Here is a 17,367-nt window from a genome sequence, read left to right as displayed (position 1 = left end):
TTTTCAAGTACTGGCTTCAGAAATTCCCAAAATTTCTCTAATTTCTGCTAGGGTCAGACTGCCACGTGACTCTGTGCCATCCAATACTTGTGACACCAGATGTTTCTTCTGTTCTTGGAGTTCCTGAATTTTTTCTTCAATAGTTCCCTGGGTTACCAAGCGATAGACCTCAACCGTTTCTTCCTGACCCATCCGATGGGCACGGCCAATGGCTTGCGCCTCCACCGCAGGATTCCACCAAAGGTCAACCAAAATAACCGTATCAGCACCTGTCAGGTTCAGACCAACCCCACCCGCCTTGAGGGAAATCAGAAAGGCATCTCTTTCCCCTTGGTTAAAGGCTTTGGTCATGTCTTGTCTTTCCTTGGCTGGGGTTGAACCTGTAATTTTAAAAGATGTCATGCCCAAGTCTGGCAGTTCTTGTTCAATTTTCTCCAACATTCCCTTAAACTGCGAAAAAATCAAGACACGGTGTCCGCCGTCTGCCACCTGTACCAGCAGGTCTCGGAGACTGTCCAGCTTGCCACTGGCTCCCCGATAATCTTCCATAAAGAGGGCAGGGGTATCACAGATTTGACGCAAGCGCATCAGACCAGACAAGATTTCCACACGACTTCGCTGAAATTCCTGGTCTGACACTTGAGCCAGACGGTCCCGCATCTGTTGCAACTGGGCTAGGTAAATAGCCTTTTGCTGGTCTTCCAGTTCATTCTTATAAACCACTTCAATCAAGTCTGGCAATTCAGTCAGAACTTCTTCTTTCTTGCGTCGCATCACGAAAGGTTTGATAAACTGAGCTACGCGTTCAGCTGACAATTTCATAAATTCTTTCTTGCTTGGCAAAAGTCCTGGCATGACGATTTGGAAAATAGACCACAACTCACCCAGATGATTTTCAATCGGTGTCCCTGATAGAGCAAAAACTGACGGCACCACAAACTGTCTCAAGGTCTGAGCAATCTTGGTCTGGGCGTTTTTCATGACCTGAGCTTCATCTAAGAAAAGGAAGTCAAAGGCCATCCCCTGATAAAGTTCACTATCCTGACGGAAGGTAGCATAGCTCGTCACATAGATTTGATGGCTCTCAGCAAGAATCTCTTCACGACTAGCTTTCAAACCATGAACAACAGCCACATCCAACTGTGGGGCAAATTTCTGAAACTCATCTGCCCAGTTGTAAATCAAACCTGACGGAGCTAAAATCAAGACCCGACTTTCTTTTGTCACTTGACTGGTCAAAAAAGCAATGGTCTGAAGGGTTTTCCCCAAGCCCATATCATCAGCCAAAATCCCACCAAAACCATAATGATGGAGCATCTGCAACCAGCCGATTCCCTTTTCCTGATAATCTCGCAAATCAGCCTGAACCTGAGTTGCTTGTCGAGGGAAGTTCTCTGGATGCGTCAAATCATGAGCCAGATTCTGGAATTCTTGTGAAAAAGAAACACGATCTCGCCCTTCAAAGAGATGGGCTAAACTGTAGGCCAAGGATTTCCGAGCCTGTAAGGAGCCATCTTTTAGTTCAAACTGCCCCAGCTCCTGTAGATTTTGACGAATTTTCTTGGTTTCTTCATCAAAAAAGTAGACTTGGTTAGACGAATCAATGTAAAAATCCTGATTGGCAACCAAGGCCTGCATGGCTTGGTCAATTTCCTCTTGGGCAATATCTTGAAAATCAAACTGGATTTCCAAGAGACCTCCCTTGGAGGCAATCTGCACTTGAGGACTCGCTAAGCTATAAAGCTCTGCTAGCTTATCTGATAGGTCAACATTACCAAGTTTTTCAAAGACTGGAATGATATCATGGAAAAAATGATAGACAGACTCTGCTTTTAAGGTCTGACGCCAAGATTGAAAATCGGCTTCAAAACCTGTAACCAAACAGACTTGGAAAATTCTTTTTTCTAAGTCAGCATCACTCGAAAATGGTAATTCTTCTAGCTCTTGTCGGCTAGATACCTGTCTGTCTCCATAATCAAACTGAATTTCTAAACGAATCCGATTATCTTCTTCCCTGTCAAAGTAAAACGATGGCGCAAACGTTTTGATTTGTAACCGTTCTGGAGCTGAAACGGTCCCCATCTGGCTAAAAAGAGTCAGACAGGAGGCCAACTTATCGCGGTCACTGCTATCAAATTGCAGGTGTTTTTTCCCATATTGATCCACAGGTAGCGCTTTAATTTCCTTGAGAAGACGCATCTGCTGGTCTGTTAGAAAATAAACCTGTCCTTTATGGAACAGCACAGCTCCCTGATAAAAGACATTGACCCTTGGACTCTCACTGATTTCCATTTCAAAATAATCCGAGTATTCTGTTACTGTAAAGGCAAATAGATTGGCATCAGCATGCATATCCTGAAAAAGCAGAGTCTGATAGCTATCCACTTGATGGTCAAATTGAAAATGCGGCAAGGTCATCAGTAAATTCACACCCTGCTCAAAAAAGGTCAGGGGGAAAAAGAGGTGCCGACCTTGGTTTTGGAAAAAGAGGTCTGGAGCCTGTCCTTCCTCCATTAGTCCGCGCAAGAAAGTCAGAAGTTCTTGACTAGCCTCATCAAAGGCTTCCCAAGACAAGGATTCCTCATAAGTTTTGCCAATCATATAAGACTTTCTCTGCTCGACAATCCTTAAAAAGAGTGGAATATCTCGAATGACATAGTATTTTTGGCTATTGATTTGGCCGATTCTCAGAGTCCACAAGATATGATTGGTTCCTGCTTCCACCTGCCCCACAGCCGATAATTCATAGGCTCGGTCTGATTTTGGAGACAAGATTCGATCCAAAAATTTGCCACCCAAGGTCACCTTGGTTTCAACGGCCTCTTTTTCTTCATGACCTTCTTCCAGACTCTGCAAGATTTCCTGACCACAATCATCATTTTTCAGAAAATGCTCCAGCGCTGCCAAGTGGACACAGTAGCCCCTCTTTTGGAAAAAATCGCAGGCACAAAAAACCAAATCATCCTCTAAACTATAGCGCAGTTCTTCTTCTGCAACGCGAGCATAGAGCCGATTGTTCTTTTCCTTGATGATGTCAACCTTACCAGTTTCATAAAGGGCAACGCCTTCGATACGGACTTTCCCCGGAATCAATTTAGCCATATTTTTACCTTTACCTTATCTTTTTATTATACCATATTTTCCCCTATGAAAATAGCCTTCTAGGAAGACTTTTCTCCTAGAAGGCTGGATTTTTAACGTTTGGCAAAAGTCGTCACAATCCGCTGACAAACTTCTTGCAGCAGAGACTTAGGCATGGCTACATTGAGGCGGGCATGGAGACTTCCTTCCTCTCCAAAATCCAAACCACGGTTGAGGATGACCTTGGCTTCATTTCTCAACAGCTCTTGCAATGTTTCATCAGTCAGGTCATAGGCTGAAAAATCAAGCCAAATCAAGTAGGTTCCTTGCGGTTTCATAACCTTGATTTTAGTCTCTTTTCCAAATAAATCCACCACGTAATTGATGTGGTCTTCAAAGACTTGCTTGAGTTCCTCTAGCCAACCCTTCCCATAGCGATAAGCAGCTTCTGTCGCCAAATAGCCCAAGCCTGAAATTTCATGCTGATTATTGGCCAATTGGCGTTTCTGGTAAGCCAGTCTCAACTTAGGATTTTCAATAACTGCATAGGAATTTTTTGTCCCAGCAATATTAAAGGTTTTAGTAGCACTGCTCAAGACGATCGCAAATTCTTTAAAGTCAGGGTTGATGGTATTGAAGGAATGATGCTTGTGACCAAAGAGGGCCAAATCTTGGTGAATCTCATCTGAAACCAAGAAAACACCGTGTTTTTGGCAGAGTTGGCCAATCTTCTCCAACACTTCTTTTTCCCAAACACGTCCACCAGGATTGTGAGGGTTGCAAAGAATATAGAGTTTGACTTCTTCTTCCACCAAATCCTTTTCAAGTCGGTCAAAGTCAATCTCAAACAGACCATCCTTTTCCACCAAAGAATTGGTAATCAATCTGCGATTGTTCAATTTGACACTGCGTGCAAAAGGGGGATAGACAGGTGTGTTAATCAGAACCGCTTCGCCTTCTTTTGTAAAAGCTTGAATAGCTGTTGAGATGGCTGGTACCACACCCTCGATAAAGACAAGATCCTCTTTGTCAAAGTGGTAACCGTGTTGTGTGGCTTCCCACTTTTGAACTTCCTTAATTAAATCATCACTGGCATAGGTATAGCCATAAACCAGTTGATCAGCGTAAGTTTGCACGGCTTGGCGAATTTCAGGCAAGACCACAAAGTCCATATCCGCTATCCAAGCTGGTAGAACTTCACTATCCGTTTCCGCCTCTTTCCATTTATAGGTATGGTGCCCTATACGATTGGGCAGGCTTGTAAAATCATATTTTCCCATCTTTGTCTTATCCTTCCAAGGCTTGGCGCAAATCTGCAATCAAATCTCTAGCATCCTCAATCCCAATTGACAAGCGCAAGAGGTCATCTGTCAAACCATAAGAATGACGCACTTCTGCTGGAATATCAGCATGAGTTTGTGTCGTTGGATAAGTAATAAGACTTTCCACTCCACCCAAACTTTCGGCAAAAGAGAAGACCTTGAGACTGTTCAAAATATGAGGAATGCGTGTTTCATCTGCTACTTTAAAGGAAATCATGCCCCCACGACCAGTGTAGAGAACTTCCTTAACTGCTGGAGAATCCTTCAAAAAGGCAACCACTTCTTGGGCGTTAGCTGTTGAGCGCTCCATACGAAGAGACAAGGTCTTGAGACCACGAATCAATTGATAACTGTCAAATGGAGACAAGACTGCCCCTGTCGTATTGAGATTGTAAAAGAGCTTCTCGTATAGTTCTAAACTATTGGTCACAACCACTCCAGCCAAGACATCATTGTGGCCTGCTAGATACTTGGTTGCTGAGTGGAGAACGATATCTGCTCCATCTTCAATCGGACGTTGGTAGATAGGGCTGTAGAAGGTATTGTCCACCACCACTTTAGCACCCTTAGCATGAGCCAATTTTGCTAGTTTTTCGATATCAAATTCCAACATCAAGGGATTGGTTGGTGTTTCAATATAGAGAACATCCACATCCTTCTCCAACTCGGCAATCAACTCTTCTTCTGTATTGGCATAGGTAAAATGGAAACGGCCTTCTTGCTCCACTTGGTTGAACCAGCGGAAAGAACCACCGTAAAGGTCACGGACAGCCAAGACCTTACTTCCTACTGGAAAGACGCTAAAGGCCAGTACAATAGCTGACATCCCTGAGCTAGTAGCTAGGGCATAGTCTGCTGACTCAATAGCCGCCAAGACTTCTTCTGCCTTACTGCGAGTTGGGTTTTTGGTACGCGTATAGTCAAATCCAGTAGATTGACCAAACTCTGGATGCTGATAGGTCGTTGAAAAATGAAGCGGTGTCACCAAAGCTCCTGTCGCTTCATCTGACTTAATACCCGCCTGGGCCAAAATTGTGTTAATGTGTAATTCCTTGCTCATACAATACCTCCAAATCTATAGTAACTATTGTACCACTTATTTTCATCAACTCATTTTCTTCTTTTCAAGAGCTAGTTATAGTTTCAGACTATAGACTTATCGAGTAAAGCTAAAAAGAATCCAGAAAACACTCCAGATTCTTTTGTTAAAATGATTGCTAGGGCTTACTTAGACTGAAAGAAATCCTGTTGGGCTAAATAGTCATAATGGTCTTTGTTAAATTGATATTGGCCCACATGCTGACTAATCTGACCGACATCCACGGAAAAAATATAGTCTTCATTTTGATAGTTCCAGTTCAGCCTAACTGTATTCAAGACTGTCTTATAAGTAAAATCTTTAACTTGATTCCAAGGCATCCCTACGACGTGATTAGAACGCTTTTCAGTTACATCACTGATGTCCATCAAGTAGATTCCCTTAGGTGTGAATGCCAGAATCTTAGGCTTCACACTCGACTGAACATAGTAGGCTCCTCCTACAATGAAGAAATCAATAAAGGATTTCAACCATGTCTTTTTCTTAAAAGTCATCAGAAAATTCTTTTGCCCTTCAATATGACAAGTTGAGAGAAATGATGCAATCTGTTTTTCTGTTGCAAACTCCATAATAGCGCCCATGATGTTACCTCCATAACGATTAGTAAATAGGCAAATAAGAACTCTTCACATAAAGAAGAACTTATCATTTGTTGCATTTTATCTTACTTTTCCAGTAGATGGCACCCCTCCTATAACATTACCCTAGCGTGTGCATACTTCAATCAACATTAGGTAAATTTTCGAACGTAGTTTCTTATATTTATTATATCATAAATTCAATTAACTAAGAAAAAATGTAAGCGCTTTTCTTCCAAATTTTCCATCATTCTATATAAAAACGACAGTTTCCTTAGAAACCATCGTTTTTCTTGAAAAATCCTTATTTGACATGTTTTGCCAATTCTTCTTGAGCTTTTTTATTGGATTCTTCTTTTTCTTTCAACCATTTTTCTTTAGCTTTTTCAAATTCGTCTTTTGTGACTGTCTTATCTTGTACTTTGAGGTATTTATATGATTCGATACCTTTATTACCAGCTAATGAATACGGTGAAGAGAAAGGAACTGTTTTTCTCAATGTTGGTGTTCCACCCTTAGAAACATTTGGAATTGCTAAAGCACTATCTACCAACCAAGCTTGGATCTCAGCATATTTTTCATAGCGTTTCGCAAGATCTTGTTCCTTGTTAGCTTCTTCCAACATTTGAGTGTAGACATCTAGTCCAACAGCCTTGGCCTTGTCATTGGCTTCACCTGGCTCTAAACCTAGATTTTGCAACACTCCACCGGAATTAATATTAAAAATATCAAGGTAGCTTGATGGATCTTGATAGTCTGCGCTCCAGCCACCATTGTAGAGGTCATAATCTTTCTGAGCTGCAGTTTGAGCTAGATAACCTGAACTATCATAGTCCTCTGTAGAAAGTAGGTGGACATCAATCACAACATTTTCTGCACCTAAGACAGACTCAATTGATTGCTTCATGGAATTGATTCCTTGAATTTCAGCCTTATTGGTCAACTCTATATTTTTATCTAAGTGGATAGGGAATGTTACACCCTTAGCTTCTAATTCTTTCTTAGCTTCTGCAAATTTGGCCTTGGCTTTCTCTGGATTGTAGTATGGATCTTGGGCATCCGCGAAGTTGATTCCTTGCCATTCCTTACCATAATTGACCATCTTAGAGGCTACTACTTCACCAAAGTCTTTTCCCTTGATACTTACAAAGGTTGGAGGAACAACCAAGTTACGCAAAATCTTAGTTGCACCATCTTCTCCTTGAGATTGAGCCCCGTAAGCTGTCCGATCATAGGCAAAATTAATAGCTTGACGGAAGTTTTTATTAAGAACTGCTTCTTGAGTCGATTTCTTTTCAGCATCACTTGTTTTTGAAGTGAATTTATAAGATTTTCTATCCAGATTAAAGTTTAAGAAGTAAGAAGTGGCATCCTGCATACTGTAGATGATATCATCTTTGTATTTTTCTTTAATCCCTTCAAAACTTGAACTATTTGGATAGAGACGGGCATAGCTATAGGCTCCGTCTGTAAAGTTACGAACAAGAGCATCTTGGTCACTACCATCATAGTAGGTCAATTTCACATCGTCCACAAAGACATTCTTAGCATCCCAGTAGTTAGGGTTTTTCTTGTATTCGATGACAGATTTTGAAACAAAGGCTTTCATCAAGAAAGGTCCACTGTACAAAATATTAGCAGGGTCTACCTTGCCAAAATCATCCCCTTTTGATTTCAAGAAATCTGCATTGACTGGGAAAAGAATGGTTGATGTCGTTTTTGAGTTCCAGTAAGGTTCTGGTCGAGCCAAGGTGTATTGAACGGTTTGGTCATCAAGAGCCTTGACTCCGACAGTTGAAAAGTCGCTTGTTTTCCCGTTAATATAGTCATCCAAGCCTGCAACAGAGTCCTGCACTAGATACAAGGCTTCTGATTTTTTATCAGCTGCATATTTCAAACCTGTCACAAAATCCTGAGCAGTTACAGGAGCATATTCTTCTCCCTCAGAAGTAAACCACTTAGCATCCTTACGAAGTTTGTAGGTATAGGTTAAACCGTCCTTAGAAACACTCCAATCCTCTGCCAAGGATGGCACATAGTTCCCATACTGGTCATTTTCCATGAGACCATCTACCAGATTGGTCACAATATCATTGGTTGTTGCACGGTTTTCTGCTAGATAGTTCAAACTAGATGGATCACTTGAATAAACATAGTTATAGGTTTTTGACCCTGTGCTAGAATTTCCACAGGCGCTTAACAAAATACCTGCACTTAACATGACACCTGCAAGTGTTGCATACTTGGCCTTAGACTTTTTCATTTCCAGAACCTCCTGATTTAAATATTTGTTTTATTATACAACGTTTAGTTTGTTTAGTCAATGTTTTTTCTAAAAAAATCGAAAAAGACCTCATCTTCTACTTTCAAAAGATAATTTTAGCTATTTTGACGCTAAAAAAGGAATAAGTTTCAACTTCTCCTAAAAGATTGTTCAACTTATTCCTTTTATTTATAAATGCTACCTTACGAAAGCTTAAATTTTGCTCTCAGGCGGTCTGCTTGGGCTTTTCCAATCACCTTATCCAATAGACGGGTACGAAGACTCATGACTCCATAAACACCCCCACCCATGGCACCGACAAGGGCTATATATAGGAAACTCCATAAACGTCCACTTGGTTGGAAAACAAATCCTAACAGCCACTGGATGGTTCCTATTAACAGAAACATGACTAGGGTCAGCAAACTGATTAAAATGGTTCGCTTCACAATCACCTTGCGCTTGACACCTGTTACCTTACAAATATCCCGATACATCAAGACATTAGGAATAATGAGAGCGATTGTTGTGGAAATCAACGGACCATAACTGTGGAAGAGGGCGATGGTAGGTAGTTGCAAGACCAGCTTGGCAATAGAACCATAGATAAAATAGAGAACGGCCTTGCGGTTGCGGAACATGGCTTGAAGCATGGGAGACAAGACCATGTACAAGCCTAAAATAATAGACTGCAAAACTGCAAAGACAAATAAGCCCATGGCCAAACTATCTGGCTTACCATAGAAGACCGTATAAAGAGGTTCTCCGACCATGACCACTCCAACCGTTGCTGGTAGCAGAAACATAAAGAGTAGGGTGAGACTGTCCTGAACAAGACGAGAAGCTGCCTTCAAGTCTCCCTTGATATAGTTTTCAGTCAAAAGTGGCAAGCCTACACTCCCAATAGAAACCCCTACAGAAATCAAAATCATAGTGATTTTATTAGGATTGGCTGAGAAATAAGAAAACATGACAACCAAGTCCTCATTGCTGTAGTTGGTAAACCAGCTCATACTATTGATAAAGGTCAGCTGATCCAAAATCTGGAAAAGCTGGATGGCAGACCCTGTTAAGATAAAAGGAATGGCTTCCTTAATAGTATCGACCAAAAGACGCTTGCTGTTAATCTTATCTCCTGTTTCAAGGACTCTTTTGAGTAAGCCTTCTTGAGCAAGGAAATAAATCAAAACTGCAAAACTGGCGACCATGCCGACAAAGGCCGCAAAGGTTGATTGGGTAACCGCTACTAGGTAATCTCCTGAACCGAGCTTCATAATGATAAAGGTTGCTAAGAGCATCCAGATAACACGAATGACCTGCTCAGCGATTTGACTCATGGCATAGGGTTTGAGGTTATTCATCCCTTGGAAAAATCCTCGGATAACACTCATAGACGGGAAAATCAAGACTCCCCAAGCCAAGCTTTGCATGATTGGGATCAAGTCTTTGCCCACGCCAGACAAGTCTGCTAGCCAAGGAGCAAAGACATACAAAACTAAAGCAAAAACCAGGCCAAGTCCTGTCATAAATCCTAAAAAGCTCCGAATCAGGGCAAAGCTATGCTCCTCTTCTCGCATGGTATTATACTTGGCAACTTGCTTGGCCACCGCAACTGGAATCCCTGCTGTTGAAACCAGCAAGAACCAAGCATAGATATTGTAACCCATGGTAAAAAGACCATTGGCCGTAGCTGCATAAGACCCCATCCAGATATACCAAGGAATAATGTAAATAGCCCCAAGTAGGCGACTGATAAAGTTACTAGCCGTTAACCAAGCAGTCCCCCGTAACATCTGGGCCTGCTGGTGATTGTTTTCGTGCGACATAGATTCCTCATTCAATTTTGATAACTAGGAAAAACTCCTTGTCTTCCATTATAAACTTTTCCTTGTTACTTGTAAATTTGCGACTTTCGGTTTACAATAGAAAGTATGATAAAGATTGAAACCGTATTAGATATTTTAAAGAAAGATGGCCTTTTTCGCGAAATTATTGACCAAGGTCATTACCACTACAACTACAGCCACGTCGTATTTGACACCATCTGCTATGACAGCCGCAAGGCCAAAGAAAAGAGCCTCTTTTTCGTCAAGGGTGTTGCCTTTAAGAAGGAATTTCTGATCTCTGCCATCTCTCAAGGCCTCGGTTGGTATGTGGCTGAAAAAGACTATGAAGTTGGTATTCCTGCCATTATCGTCAGCGACATTAAGAAAGCCATGAGTTTGATTGCCATGGAGTTTTATGGCAATCCACAGAAAAAACTTAAACTCCTTGCCTTTACTGGAACTAAGGGTAAGACAACAGCAGCCTATTTCGCCTATAACATTTTATCTCAAGGACATCGACCTGCTATGCTCTCGACTATGAATACAACTTTAGATGGCAAGACTTTCTTTAAGTCTGCATTGACAACCCCTGAGAGCATTGACCTCTTTGATATGATGCATCAAGCTGTGCAAAATGACCGTACCCACCTCATCATGGAAGTCTCTAGCCAAGCCTATCTAGTCCATCGAGTCTATGGTCTAACCTTTGATGTGGGAGTTTTCCTCAATATTAGCCCAGACCATATCGGCCCGATTGAACACCCTAGCTTTGAAGACTATTTCTACCACAAACGTCTCTTGATGGAAAATAGCCGAGCAGTCGTCATTAACAGTGACATGGACCACTTTTCTGTCTTGAAAGAACAAGTGGCAGATCAAGACCATGATTTCTACGGTAGTCAGTCGAGCAACCAAATCGAGAATTCCAAAGCCTTTAGCTTTTCAGCTACGGGCAAACTGGCTGGTGATTATGATATTCAACTCATTGGACACTTCAACCAAGAAAATGCCGTTGCTGCTGGACTTGCTTGCCTCCGTCTCGGAGCTAGTCTTGAGGACATCAAAAAAGGCATCGCTACAACCCGAGTTCCTGGTCGTATGGAAGTCCTCACCCAGAAAAATAGAGCCAAGGTCTTCATCGACTATGCCCACAATGGGGATAGTCTGAAAAAACTCATCAAGGTTGTAGAAAGTCATCAAACTGGAAAGATTGCTCTGGTTCTAGGTTCGACAGGAAATAAAGGTGAAAGCCGTCGCAAAGACTTTGGCCTCCTCCTCAATCAACATCCTGAGATTCAAGTCTTTCTGACTGCTGATGACCCCAACTATGAAGACCCAATGACCATTGCAGATGAAATCAGTAGCTACATCAATCATCCTGTTGAAAAAATTGCGGATCGCCAAGAAGCCATCAAGGCAGCTATGGCTATCACAAATCACGAATTAGATGCAGTTATTATTGCTGGTAAGGGAGCAGATTGCTACCAAATCGTCCAAGGAAAAAAAGAAGCCTATCCTGGAGATGCAGCCGTAGCAGAAAATTATTTATAAGGATCGTAAAAAATCAAGGGAAACGAAACCCTTGATTTTTTCTATCTTTATTTAAAAGCGTTTTTCAAACCTTCAACGGCACCTTCTACAGCACCTTTAGCATCTTCTACAACGTCTTTTGCCTTAGCAACTGTTTTTTCAACAGCTCCTTCAAGTTCTGTCTTGCTGTCTCCAGTAACTTTACCAAAACCTTCTTTGACAGCGCCTGTTGCTTGTTCTAATTTGTTTTCAAGTGACATATGATTGTCTCCTTTAGTTTTATTCCGATATGTGTTATCGGTTACATTAGTATAAACTTATCGATAGATAAAGTCAAACAATGTGCTCAGAAAAAGCAATCACACTAAATAGAAAGTTAATCTCTCCTTGTCAAAATCGACAGTCAACTCATACTTTCCATCTGCATTTTGGACAATATAACCTAGGACAACTAAACTGTCCACAAAGATGTCACGGCGTTTCTGCATAAGTTGATCTTTTTTGAGAAATTTCAACAAAAAAGTCGTCATATATTTAAGAGCATACTCAGGATTAACATCTCCTAAAATGGCATAGAGTTCCTGCTGTTTTTCTGTCAAAGGATACTGATGTTTGACCTTGTAGAAATAATTAGACAGGGTCATTTTAGTGCGCGCAAAATCTGTTTTTTCAACTAAAATAGCTTCATTGGTTTGATTGCGCAATTCCGTCTCAAAACTTTGCTCTAACAAGGCTTGATAGGACGGACTATCTTCGCTGACAAAAATCTCTTGATCCAGTTCGAGACTATCGAGTGATTCAAGCATAGGAAGATTGAGGTAATAACGCTTATTTTCCCGACGAATCAAGCCAGCCTTTATATACTCTTCCATGAGTTTATCAACTGCCACATCTGGAAATTGAGCCTTAATTTCTCGTAAAATCACATCCTCATGCTGGTCCAGATAGCGGATCAATTCTCCAAAAAATGGCTGTCTCGTCAAACGAGATGGATTAAAAATCTGAATCATGAAGATTCCTTTCTTTACATTTTAACAGAGGCGATGCTGCCAACTGACTGGGATTGGTCCCAGCTTGGTTCAGAGGAACAGGCAGACCTAGTTCTCTGTAATATTCTCTCCAAAAATCACTAATCTCCTGCTCCCCATCCCCAAATTTCATAGGTATGTTTTCAAAAATGGGGAGAATTTCTGCCATGTACTGGGAACAGTAAAAACCAGCTCCATCTCGATAGAAAGAAGCATTATAAGAAGCTCCCAGATGTTTGCAAGCTCTTTCCTTCACCGACTGAATATCCATTTCTGGGTAGACATAGAGGTCGTACAAGTTATCAGATTCAAAGAAGTCTGCCGGTTCTTGACAGACAACACCAGCCTGTCCACTAGAATGGTAAATCATCCCATCCAAATAAATGGCAACATGGTTATAGTTGCCTGTGGAAGTCTGGATGGCCTGTCCCATATCTGACTCATCTCTCACAAAAATCAAATCGCCATTTTCTAACATGCTTCACTCCTAGAAAAAAAGGAGCCGAAACTCCTTTCGATATAAGGCAAACTAGCCTTTCCTAATTTGAATTAACACTCAAAATCTTAAGCATTAAAGCTTTCAGTCAATTGAGGTACCACTTGTTTCTTACGTGAAACAGCACCAGCAAGAAAAGCATGATTGTTTTCAAGTTTGAAGTTGAAAGCTGCTTCGACTTTGCCCATATTGGTACCAAGAGCTAAGATTTCTGAGTTTGAGTTGACGATATCTGTAATCATCAAGACAAAGTCAGAGTAGCCGTTTGCTTCGTTAGCAGCTTGCATTGCAGCTTCAATTTCTGCTTGACGTTCCAAGACTTCAGCGATGTCAACTGTGTTCACTTGGGCAACACGGACATTATTTCCGTTCAATTCAAAAGTTTTAGCATCGATGTCAATCAATTCTTCAGCAGATTTGCTAGCCAAGTTTGTACCAGCTTTCAACATAGCCAAACCATATTCTTCCAAGTTGACACCAGCTAATTCAGCCAATTCAGGAGCAATGACTGTATCTGTTGAGTGTGTTGTTGGTGATTTCAAAAGAAGGGTATCTGAAATCAAACCTGAAAGCATCAAACCAGCAATCTCTTTAGGCACAGCCACACCATGTTCTTTGAACATACGGTAAACGATTGAAGACGCTGAACCAACTGGCTCCAAACGCATGTAAAGTGGGCTTGCAGTTTCAAAGTTAGCCACACGGTGGTGGTCTACAACACCATAAACTTCTACTTCAGCGATATCTGATACAGATTGTTGGAATTCATTGTGGTCAGTCAAGATAACTTGCTCTGCACCTTCTGCTTTGGCAGAAGTGATGACACGCGGTGCTTCCACACCAAAATAGTTCAAGACAAAGGCTGTTTCTTCATTTGGAGTTCCAAGAGCAACAGCTTCCGTATCCAAACCGTAAGCTTCTTTGGCAAGGTAGGCAAAGGCTACAGATGACCCGATGGCATCTGAGTCTGGATTTTGGTGACCAAATACTAGAATCTTAGACATGATAATACCTCATTTTGTTTATTCTCTTTATTGTAGCATTTTTTTCGCTTTTTGACAAAAGTAAGAGGAGTCAAAGGGCTCCTCACGATTCTTCAAAATAACTGATACTCTTCGAAAATCTCTTCAAACCACGTCAGCTTCGCCTTGGATTATATATGTGACTGACTTCGTCAGTCTTATCTACAACCTCAAAACAGTGTTTTGAGCTGACTTCGTCAGTCTTATCTACAACCTCAAAGCAGTGCTTTGAGCAACCTACGGCTAGCTTCCTAGTTTGCTCTTTGATTTTCATTGAGTATGAGCAAATTTCTATCTTGATTTTCAGATAAAAATTGCTCCTTCTGTGGTCGTTTCTTACGCTTGAGAAGGGCTTCAGCTGACATGGCTTCTTCCTTACTGGCAAAACCTTGAGCATAGATAAGTTTGACTGGCAAGCGGGCTCGTGTGTATTTGGCTCCCTTCCCACTATTGTGGACCGCGAGGCGTTTTCTCACGTCAGTAGTATAACCCGTATAGTAGGAGCCATCACAGCACTCCAGCACATACATATAAGCCTTATGATCCATAATAAATCTCTTCGAGTTCAGGCGTATAAGAACCATCATCATTGTGCACAATGAGAGGTGGCAAGACCTTAAAGCCACTTGTCGAGCCATCCTTGATAGCCTCAATCAAAAGCATATTGGCTTCCTTTTCCCTCTTTGGATAAACAAACTGCAGGCGCTTAGGTGCTAGATTATGTCGTTGCAACATATCCAGAATGTCCAAGAGTCGGTCAGGACGATGAACCATGGCCAACCGTCCATTAGACTTGAGAATACTCTGGGCACTACGACAGATTTCCTGCAAATTGGTCGTGATTTCATGGCGCGCCAAGAGATAATGTTCACTCTCATTTAAGTTGGAATGAGGATCCACCTTGAAATAGGGCGGATTACACAAAATCATATCCACCTTACTTCCCTGGATGTAAGCAGGCATATTTTTCAAATCATCACAGATGACCTGCATCTGCTCTTCCAAACCATTCAAACGGACAGAGCGTTCAGCCATATCTGCCAAACGCTCCTGAATCTCAACAGCCAAAATCTGTGCCTGAGTCCGAGTGCTAGCAAATAGCCCAACTGCTCCATTTCCAGCGCAGAAATCCACTATCAAGCCCTTTTTAGGAAAACGTGGAAAACGTGACAAGAGAACACTATCCACCGAATAGCTAAAAACCTCTCTATTTTGAATGATTTTAATATCTGTCGAAAAGAGCTGGTTAATGCGCTCCCCTGATTTTAATAATTGTTCTTCTTCCATGGTTCTATTATAGCAGATTTATATTAACATTACAAAAAATATAAAACTCTAAACTACTTCTTCTTTTTTAAATGGTGCAGGGCTTCTCTAGTCCAGATTGGTAGCATTCGTCGAAAGGGCGCAAAGCCGTAGTTAAAGCGGTCGCTTGAAAAGCGTCTCCGTCTCGGAAACTGGTGCTTTTCTTCCTCCAAAGTGCGAATAGAAAGACTAGCTTTCCCTGTAAATTCATCTAAATCCACTACCTGAACCTGAACCTCTTCATCGACTTTCAAGGCTTCATGAATATTTTCAATAAAGCCTGTCCGAATCTCTGAAATGTGAATCAGCCCCGTATCACCCGTCTCTAGCTCAACAAAGGCACCGTAGGGCTGAATCCCTGTAATACGACCCTTTAGCTTATCACCGATTTTCATCTTAGTCCTCGATTTCAATTGTTTCAATCACAACATCTTCAACTGGCTTGTCCATCGCCCCCGTCTCAACAGCAGCAATGGCATCCAAGACAGCGTAAGATGCTTCATCAGCTAACTGTCCAAAAACCGTGTGACGGCGGTCTAGGTGAGGTGTCCCTCCTTGGTTGGCATAGATTTCCGCAATCGGTTCTGGCCAACCACCACGAGCAATTTCTTTCTTAGAATAAGGCAAATGTTGATTTTGCACGATAAAGAACTGGCTACCGTTGGTATTTGGACCAGCATTGGCCATAGAAAGGGCTCCACGGATATTGTAAAGCTCTTCTGAGAATTCATCCTCAAATGATTCGCCGTAGATTGACTCGCCTCCCATACCAGTTCCAGTTGGATCTCCACCTTGAATCATAAAGTCCTTGATAATACGATGGAAAATGACTCCATCATAGTAGCCATCTTTTGAAAGTGCAACAAAGTTAGCCACAGTTTTAGGAGCATGTTCAGGGAAGAGCTTGATACGCAAGTCTCCGTGATTGGTCTTAATAGTCGCGATAGGACCTTCTGCTGTTTCAATGTCTACTTGTGGGAAATGCAAGTCTTTTTCTACCATACCAAATCCTTCTAAGGCATCAAAAATGCCATCTTCTTCTAGTGTTTTTGTAATATAATCTGCTTTTTCTTTGATTTTATCATGAGAAATTCCCATGGCAACGCTGATTCCAGCATAATCAAAGAGTTCCAAGTCGTTGAGTCCATCTCCAAAAACCATGACGTCCTCTGGTTTCAAGCCAAGGTGTTCCACAACCTTTTCCACACCCGTCGCTTTGGAGCCTGAAATCGGCACAATATCAGACGAATGCTCATGCCAACGAACCATGCGAAGTTTGTCTGAGAGACTGTCAGGCAAGTGCAAGTCATCTCCTTTATCTTCAAAAGTCCACATCTGATAAATCTCTACTTTTTCATGGAAATCAGGATCTACATCCAAATCAGGGTAAATTGGATTGATAGCTTCACTAATCATATCGGTGCGAGTCGACAACTTGGCATCATGACTCCCAACCAAACCATACTCAATTCCCTCTTGCTTGGCCCAAGAAATATACTCCTCAACATCTGACTTCTCGATCTGATACTGATAAATGACCTGACCTTTTTTATCTTCGATATAAGCCCCATTCAGGGTCACAAAAAAGTCAGGCTTGAGTTCACGAATCTCCGGAACGACACCAAAAATCCCTCGTCCAGAAGCAATACCTGTCAAGATTCCTTTCTCACGTAATTGCTTAAAAACAACTGGGATTGAAGTTGGAATAAAACCCGTCTTGGAATTTCGCAATGTATCATCAATATCAAAAAAGACAATCTTGATTTTCTTTGCCTTGTATCTTAATTTCGCATCCATCTCACTACCTCTTTCAATCT

At 41.6% G+C, this 17,367-nt stretch carries 16 protein-coding genes; 1 reads left to right on the top strand and 15 read right to left on the bottom strand.

The features are described 5' to 3' along the window. Nucleotides 1-3: 3 nt before the first annotated feature. From AC6I9F_RS03725 to AC6I9F_RS03700, 6 genes are all read right to left on the bottom strand, one after another. Nucleotides 4-3,102 carry a pilus expression-regulating Snf2 family helicase gene (locus AC6I9F_RS03725; protein ID WP_498022851.1) on the bottom strand — a complete coding sequence of 1,033 codons (3,099 nt, stop codon included), beginning with the start codon at nt 3,100-3,102 and terminating at the stop codon, nt 4-6. Nucleotides 3,103-3,194: 92 nt separating this feature from the next. Further along, nucleotides 3,195-4,361, bottom strand: coding sequence for a MalY/PatB family protein (locus AC6I9F_RS03720; RefSeq protein WP_338619972.1), 1,167 nt, complete (start codon nt 4,359-4,361; stop codon nt 3,195-3,197). Nucleotides 4,362-4,368: 7 nt separating this feature from the next. Beyond that, nucleotides 4,369-5,463, bottom strand: a complete 1,095-nt coding sequence (locus tag AC6I9F_RS03715; RefSeq protein WP_016399612.1) for a cystathionine gamma-synthase — start codon at nt 5,461-5,463, stop codon at nt 4,369-4,371. Nucleotides 5,464-5,627: 164 nt separating this feature from the next. Next, nucleotides 5,628-6,083, bottom strand: coding sequence for a hypothetical protein (locus tag AC6I9F_RS03710; protein WP_498022849.1), 456 nt, complete (start codon nt 6,081-6,083; stop codon nt 5,628-5,630). A 301-nt stretch (nt 6,084-6,384) separates the two neighbouring features. After that, complete coding sequence (locus AC6I9F_RS03705; protein WP_498022847.1) at nt 6,385-8,343, bottom strand: peptide ABC transporter substrate-binding protein; 1,959 nt, start codon at nt 8,341-8,343, stop codon at nt 6,385-6,387. Nucleotides 8,344-8,546: 203 nt separating this feature from the next. After that, nucleotides 8,547-10,169 (bottom strand): putative polysaccharide biosynthesis protein, encoded by a 1,623-nt coding sequence (locus AC6I9F_RS03700; RefSeq protein WP_498022845.1) that lies wholly within the window; start codon nt 10,167-10,169, stop codon nt 8,547-8,549. Nucleotides 10,170-10,274: 105 nt separating this feature from the next. Here AC6I9F_RS03700 and AC6I9F_RS03695 point away from each other — a divergent pair, with 105 nt between their 5' ends. Beyond that, nucleotides 10,275-11,720: a UDP-N-acetylmuramoyl-L-alanyl-D-glutamate--L-lysine ligase gene (locus AC6I9F_RS03695; RefSeq protein ID WP_498022843.1), complete on the top strand. Its 1,446-nt coding sequence runs from the start codon at nt 10,275-10,277 to the stop codon at nt 11,718-11,720. Between the two features lie 47 nt (nt 11,721-11,767). Here AC6I9F_RS03695 and AC6I9F_RS03690 read toward each other — a convergent pair whose 3' ends face one another. From AC6I9F_RS03690 to AC6I9F_RS03650, 9 genes are all read right to left on the bottom strand, one after another. Further along, the gene (locus AC6I9F_RS03690; RefSeq protein ID WP_000051193.1) at nt 11,768-11,959 is read right to left on the bottom strand and encodes a CsbD family protein; all 192 of its coding nucleotides are present in this window, start codon (nt 11,957-11,959) and stop codon (nt 11,768-11,770) included. Nucleotides 11,960-12,058: 99 nt separating this feature from the next. Then, nucleotides 12,059-12,709, bottom strand: coding sequence for a DUF1803 domain-containing protein (locus tag AC6I9F_RS03685; RefSeq protein ID WP_498022840.1), 651 nt, complete (start codon nt 12,707-12,709; stop codon nt 12,059-12,061). After that, on the bottom strand, nt 12,693-13,205 hold the full coding sequence (locus AC6I9F_RS03680) for a YiiX/YebB-like N1pC/P60 family cysteine hydrolase (RefSeq protein WP_173262135.1): 513 nt from the start codon (nt 13,203-13,205) through the stop codon (nt 12,693-12,695). The genes AC6I9F_RS03685 and AC6I9F_RS03680 overlap by 17 nt, the downstream gene beginning before the upstream one ends. Before the next feature lie 86 nt (nt 13,206-13,291). Next, a complete protein-coding gene (locus AC6I9F_RS03675) occupies nt 13,292-14,227 on the bottom strand; it encodes a manganese-dependent inorganic pyrophosphatase (RefSeq protein ID WP_173262132.1) in 936 nt (311 codons plus the stop codon). Between the two features lie 133 nt (nt 14,228-14,360). Next, a complete protein-coding gene (locus AC6I9F_RS03670) occupies nt 14,361-14,519 on the bottom strand; it encodes a hypothetical protein (RefSeq protein WP_498022837.1) in 159 nt (52 codons plus the stop codon). Then, nucleotides 14,497-14,793 (bottom strand): GIY-YIG nuclease family protein, encoded by a 297-nt coding sequence (locus tag AC6I9F_RS03665; RefSeq protein ID WP_173282693.1) that lies wholly within the window; start codon nt 14,791-14,793, stop codon nt 14,497-14,499. The genes AC6I9F_RS03670 and AC6I9F_RS03665 overlap by 23 nt, the downstream gene beginning before the upstream one ends. After that, nucleotides 14,783-15,532 (bottom strand): tRNA1(Val) (adenine(37)-N6)-methyltransferase, encoded by a 750-nt coding sequence (locus AC6I9F_RS03660; protein WP_042901322.1) that lies wholly within the window; start codon nt 15,530-15,532, stop codon nt 14,783-14,785. Before AC6I9F_RS03660 ends, AC6I9F_RS03665 begins: the two co-directional genes overlap by 11 nt. A gap of 53 nt (nt 15,533-15,585) precedes the next feature. After that, a complete protein-coding gene (locus AC6I9F_RS03655) occupies nt 15,586-15,945 on the bottom strand; it encodes a S1 RNA-binding domain-containing protein (protein ID WP_049525037.1) in 360 nt (119 codons plus the stop codon). Between the two features lies 1 nt (nt 15,946). Then, on the bottom strand, nt 15,947-17,347 hold the full coding sequence (locus AC6I9F_RS03650) for a bifunctional Cof-type HAD-IIB family hydrolase/peptidylprolyl isomerase (RefSeq protein ID WP_498022834.1): 1,401 nt from the start codon (nt 17,345-17,347) through the stop codon (nt 15,947-15,949). Nucleotides 17,348-17,367: the final 20 nt, after the last annotated feature.

This window comes from Streptococcus nakanonensis (assembly GCF_059738785.1).
Note: the sequence above shows the minus strand (reverse complement) of the source record. Positions and strands in the feature narration are given on the sequence as shown.

Coding starts and splice junctions, on each gene's coding strand:
- AC6I9F_RS03680 (WP_173262135.1), bottom strand. CDS start 13,205: ATGTTAGAAAATGGCGATTTGATTTTTGTGAGAGATGAGTCAGATATG.
- AC6I9F_RS03695 (WP_498022843.1), top strand. CDS start 10,275: ATGATAAAGATTGAAACCGTATTAGATATTTTAAAGAAAGATGGCCTT.
- AC6I9F_RS03670 (WP_498022837.1), bottom strand. CDS start 14,519: ATGAAAATCAAAGAGCAAACTAGGAAGCTAGCCGTAGGTTGCTCAAAG.
- AC6I9F_RS03710 (WP_498022849.1), bottom strand. CDS start 6,083: ATGGGCGCTATTATGGAGTTTGCAACAGAAAAACAGATTGCATCATTT.
- AC6I9F_RS03715 (WP_016399612.1), bottom strand. CDS start 5,463: ATGAGCAAGGAATTACACATTAACACAATTTTGGCCCAGGCGGGTATT.
- AC6I9F_RS03705 (WP_498022847.1), bottom strand. CDS start 8,343: ATGAAAAAGTCTAAGGCCAAGTATGCAACACTTGCAGGTGTCATGTTA.
- AC6I9F_RS03665 (WP_173282693.1), bottom strand. CDS start 14,793: ATGGATCATAAGGCTTATATGTATGTGCTGGAGTGCTGTGATGGCTCC.
- AC6I9F_RS03685 (WP_498022840.1), bottom strand. CDS start 12,709: ATGATTCAGATTTTTAATCCATCTCGTTTGACGAGACAGCCATTTTTT.
- AC6I9F_RS03700 (WP_498022845.1), bottom strand. CDS start 10,169: ATGTCGCACGAAAACAATCACCAGCAGGCCCAGATGTTACGGGGGACT.
- AC6I9F_RS03650 (WP_498022834.1), bottom strand. CDS start 17,347: ATGGATGCGAAATTAAGATACAAGGCAAAGAAAATCAAGATTGTCTTT.
- AC6I9F_RS03660 (WP_042901322.1), bottom strand. CDS start 15,532: ATGGAAGAAGAACAATTATTAAAATCAGGGGAGCGCATTAACCAGCTC.
- AC6I9F_RS03675 (WP_173262132.1), bottom strand. CDS start 14,227: ATGTCTAAGATTCTAGTATTTGGTCACCAAAATCCAGACTCAGATGCC.
- AC6I9F_RS03725 (WP_498022851.1), bottom strand. CDS start 3,102: ATGGCTAAATTGATTCCGGGGAAAGTCCGTATCGAAGGCGTTGCCCTT.
- AC6I9F_RS03655 (WP_049525037.1), bottom strand. CDS start 15,945: ATGAAAATCGGTGATAAGCTAAAGGGTCGTATTACAGGGATTCAGCCC.
- AC6I9F_RS03690 (WP_000051193.1), bottom strand. CDS start 11,959: ATGTCACTTGAAAACAAATTAGAACAAGCAACAGGCGCTGTCAAAGAA.
- AC6I9F_RS03720 (WP_338619972.1), bottom strand. CDS start 4,361: ATGGGAAAATATGATTTTACAAGCCTGCCCAATCGTATAGGGCACCAT.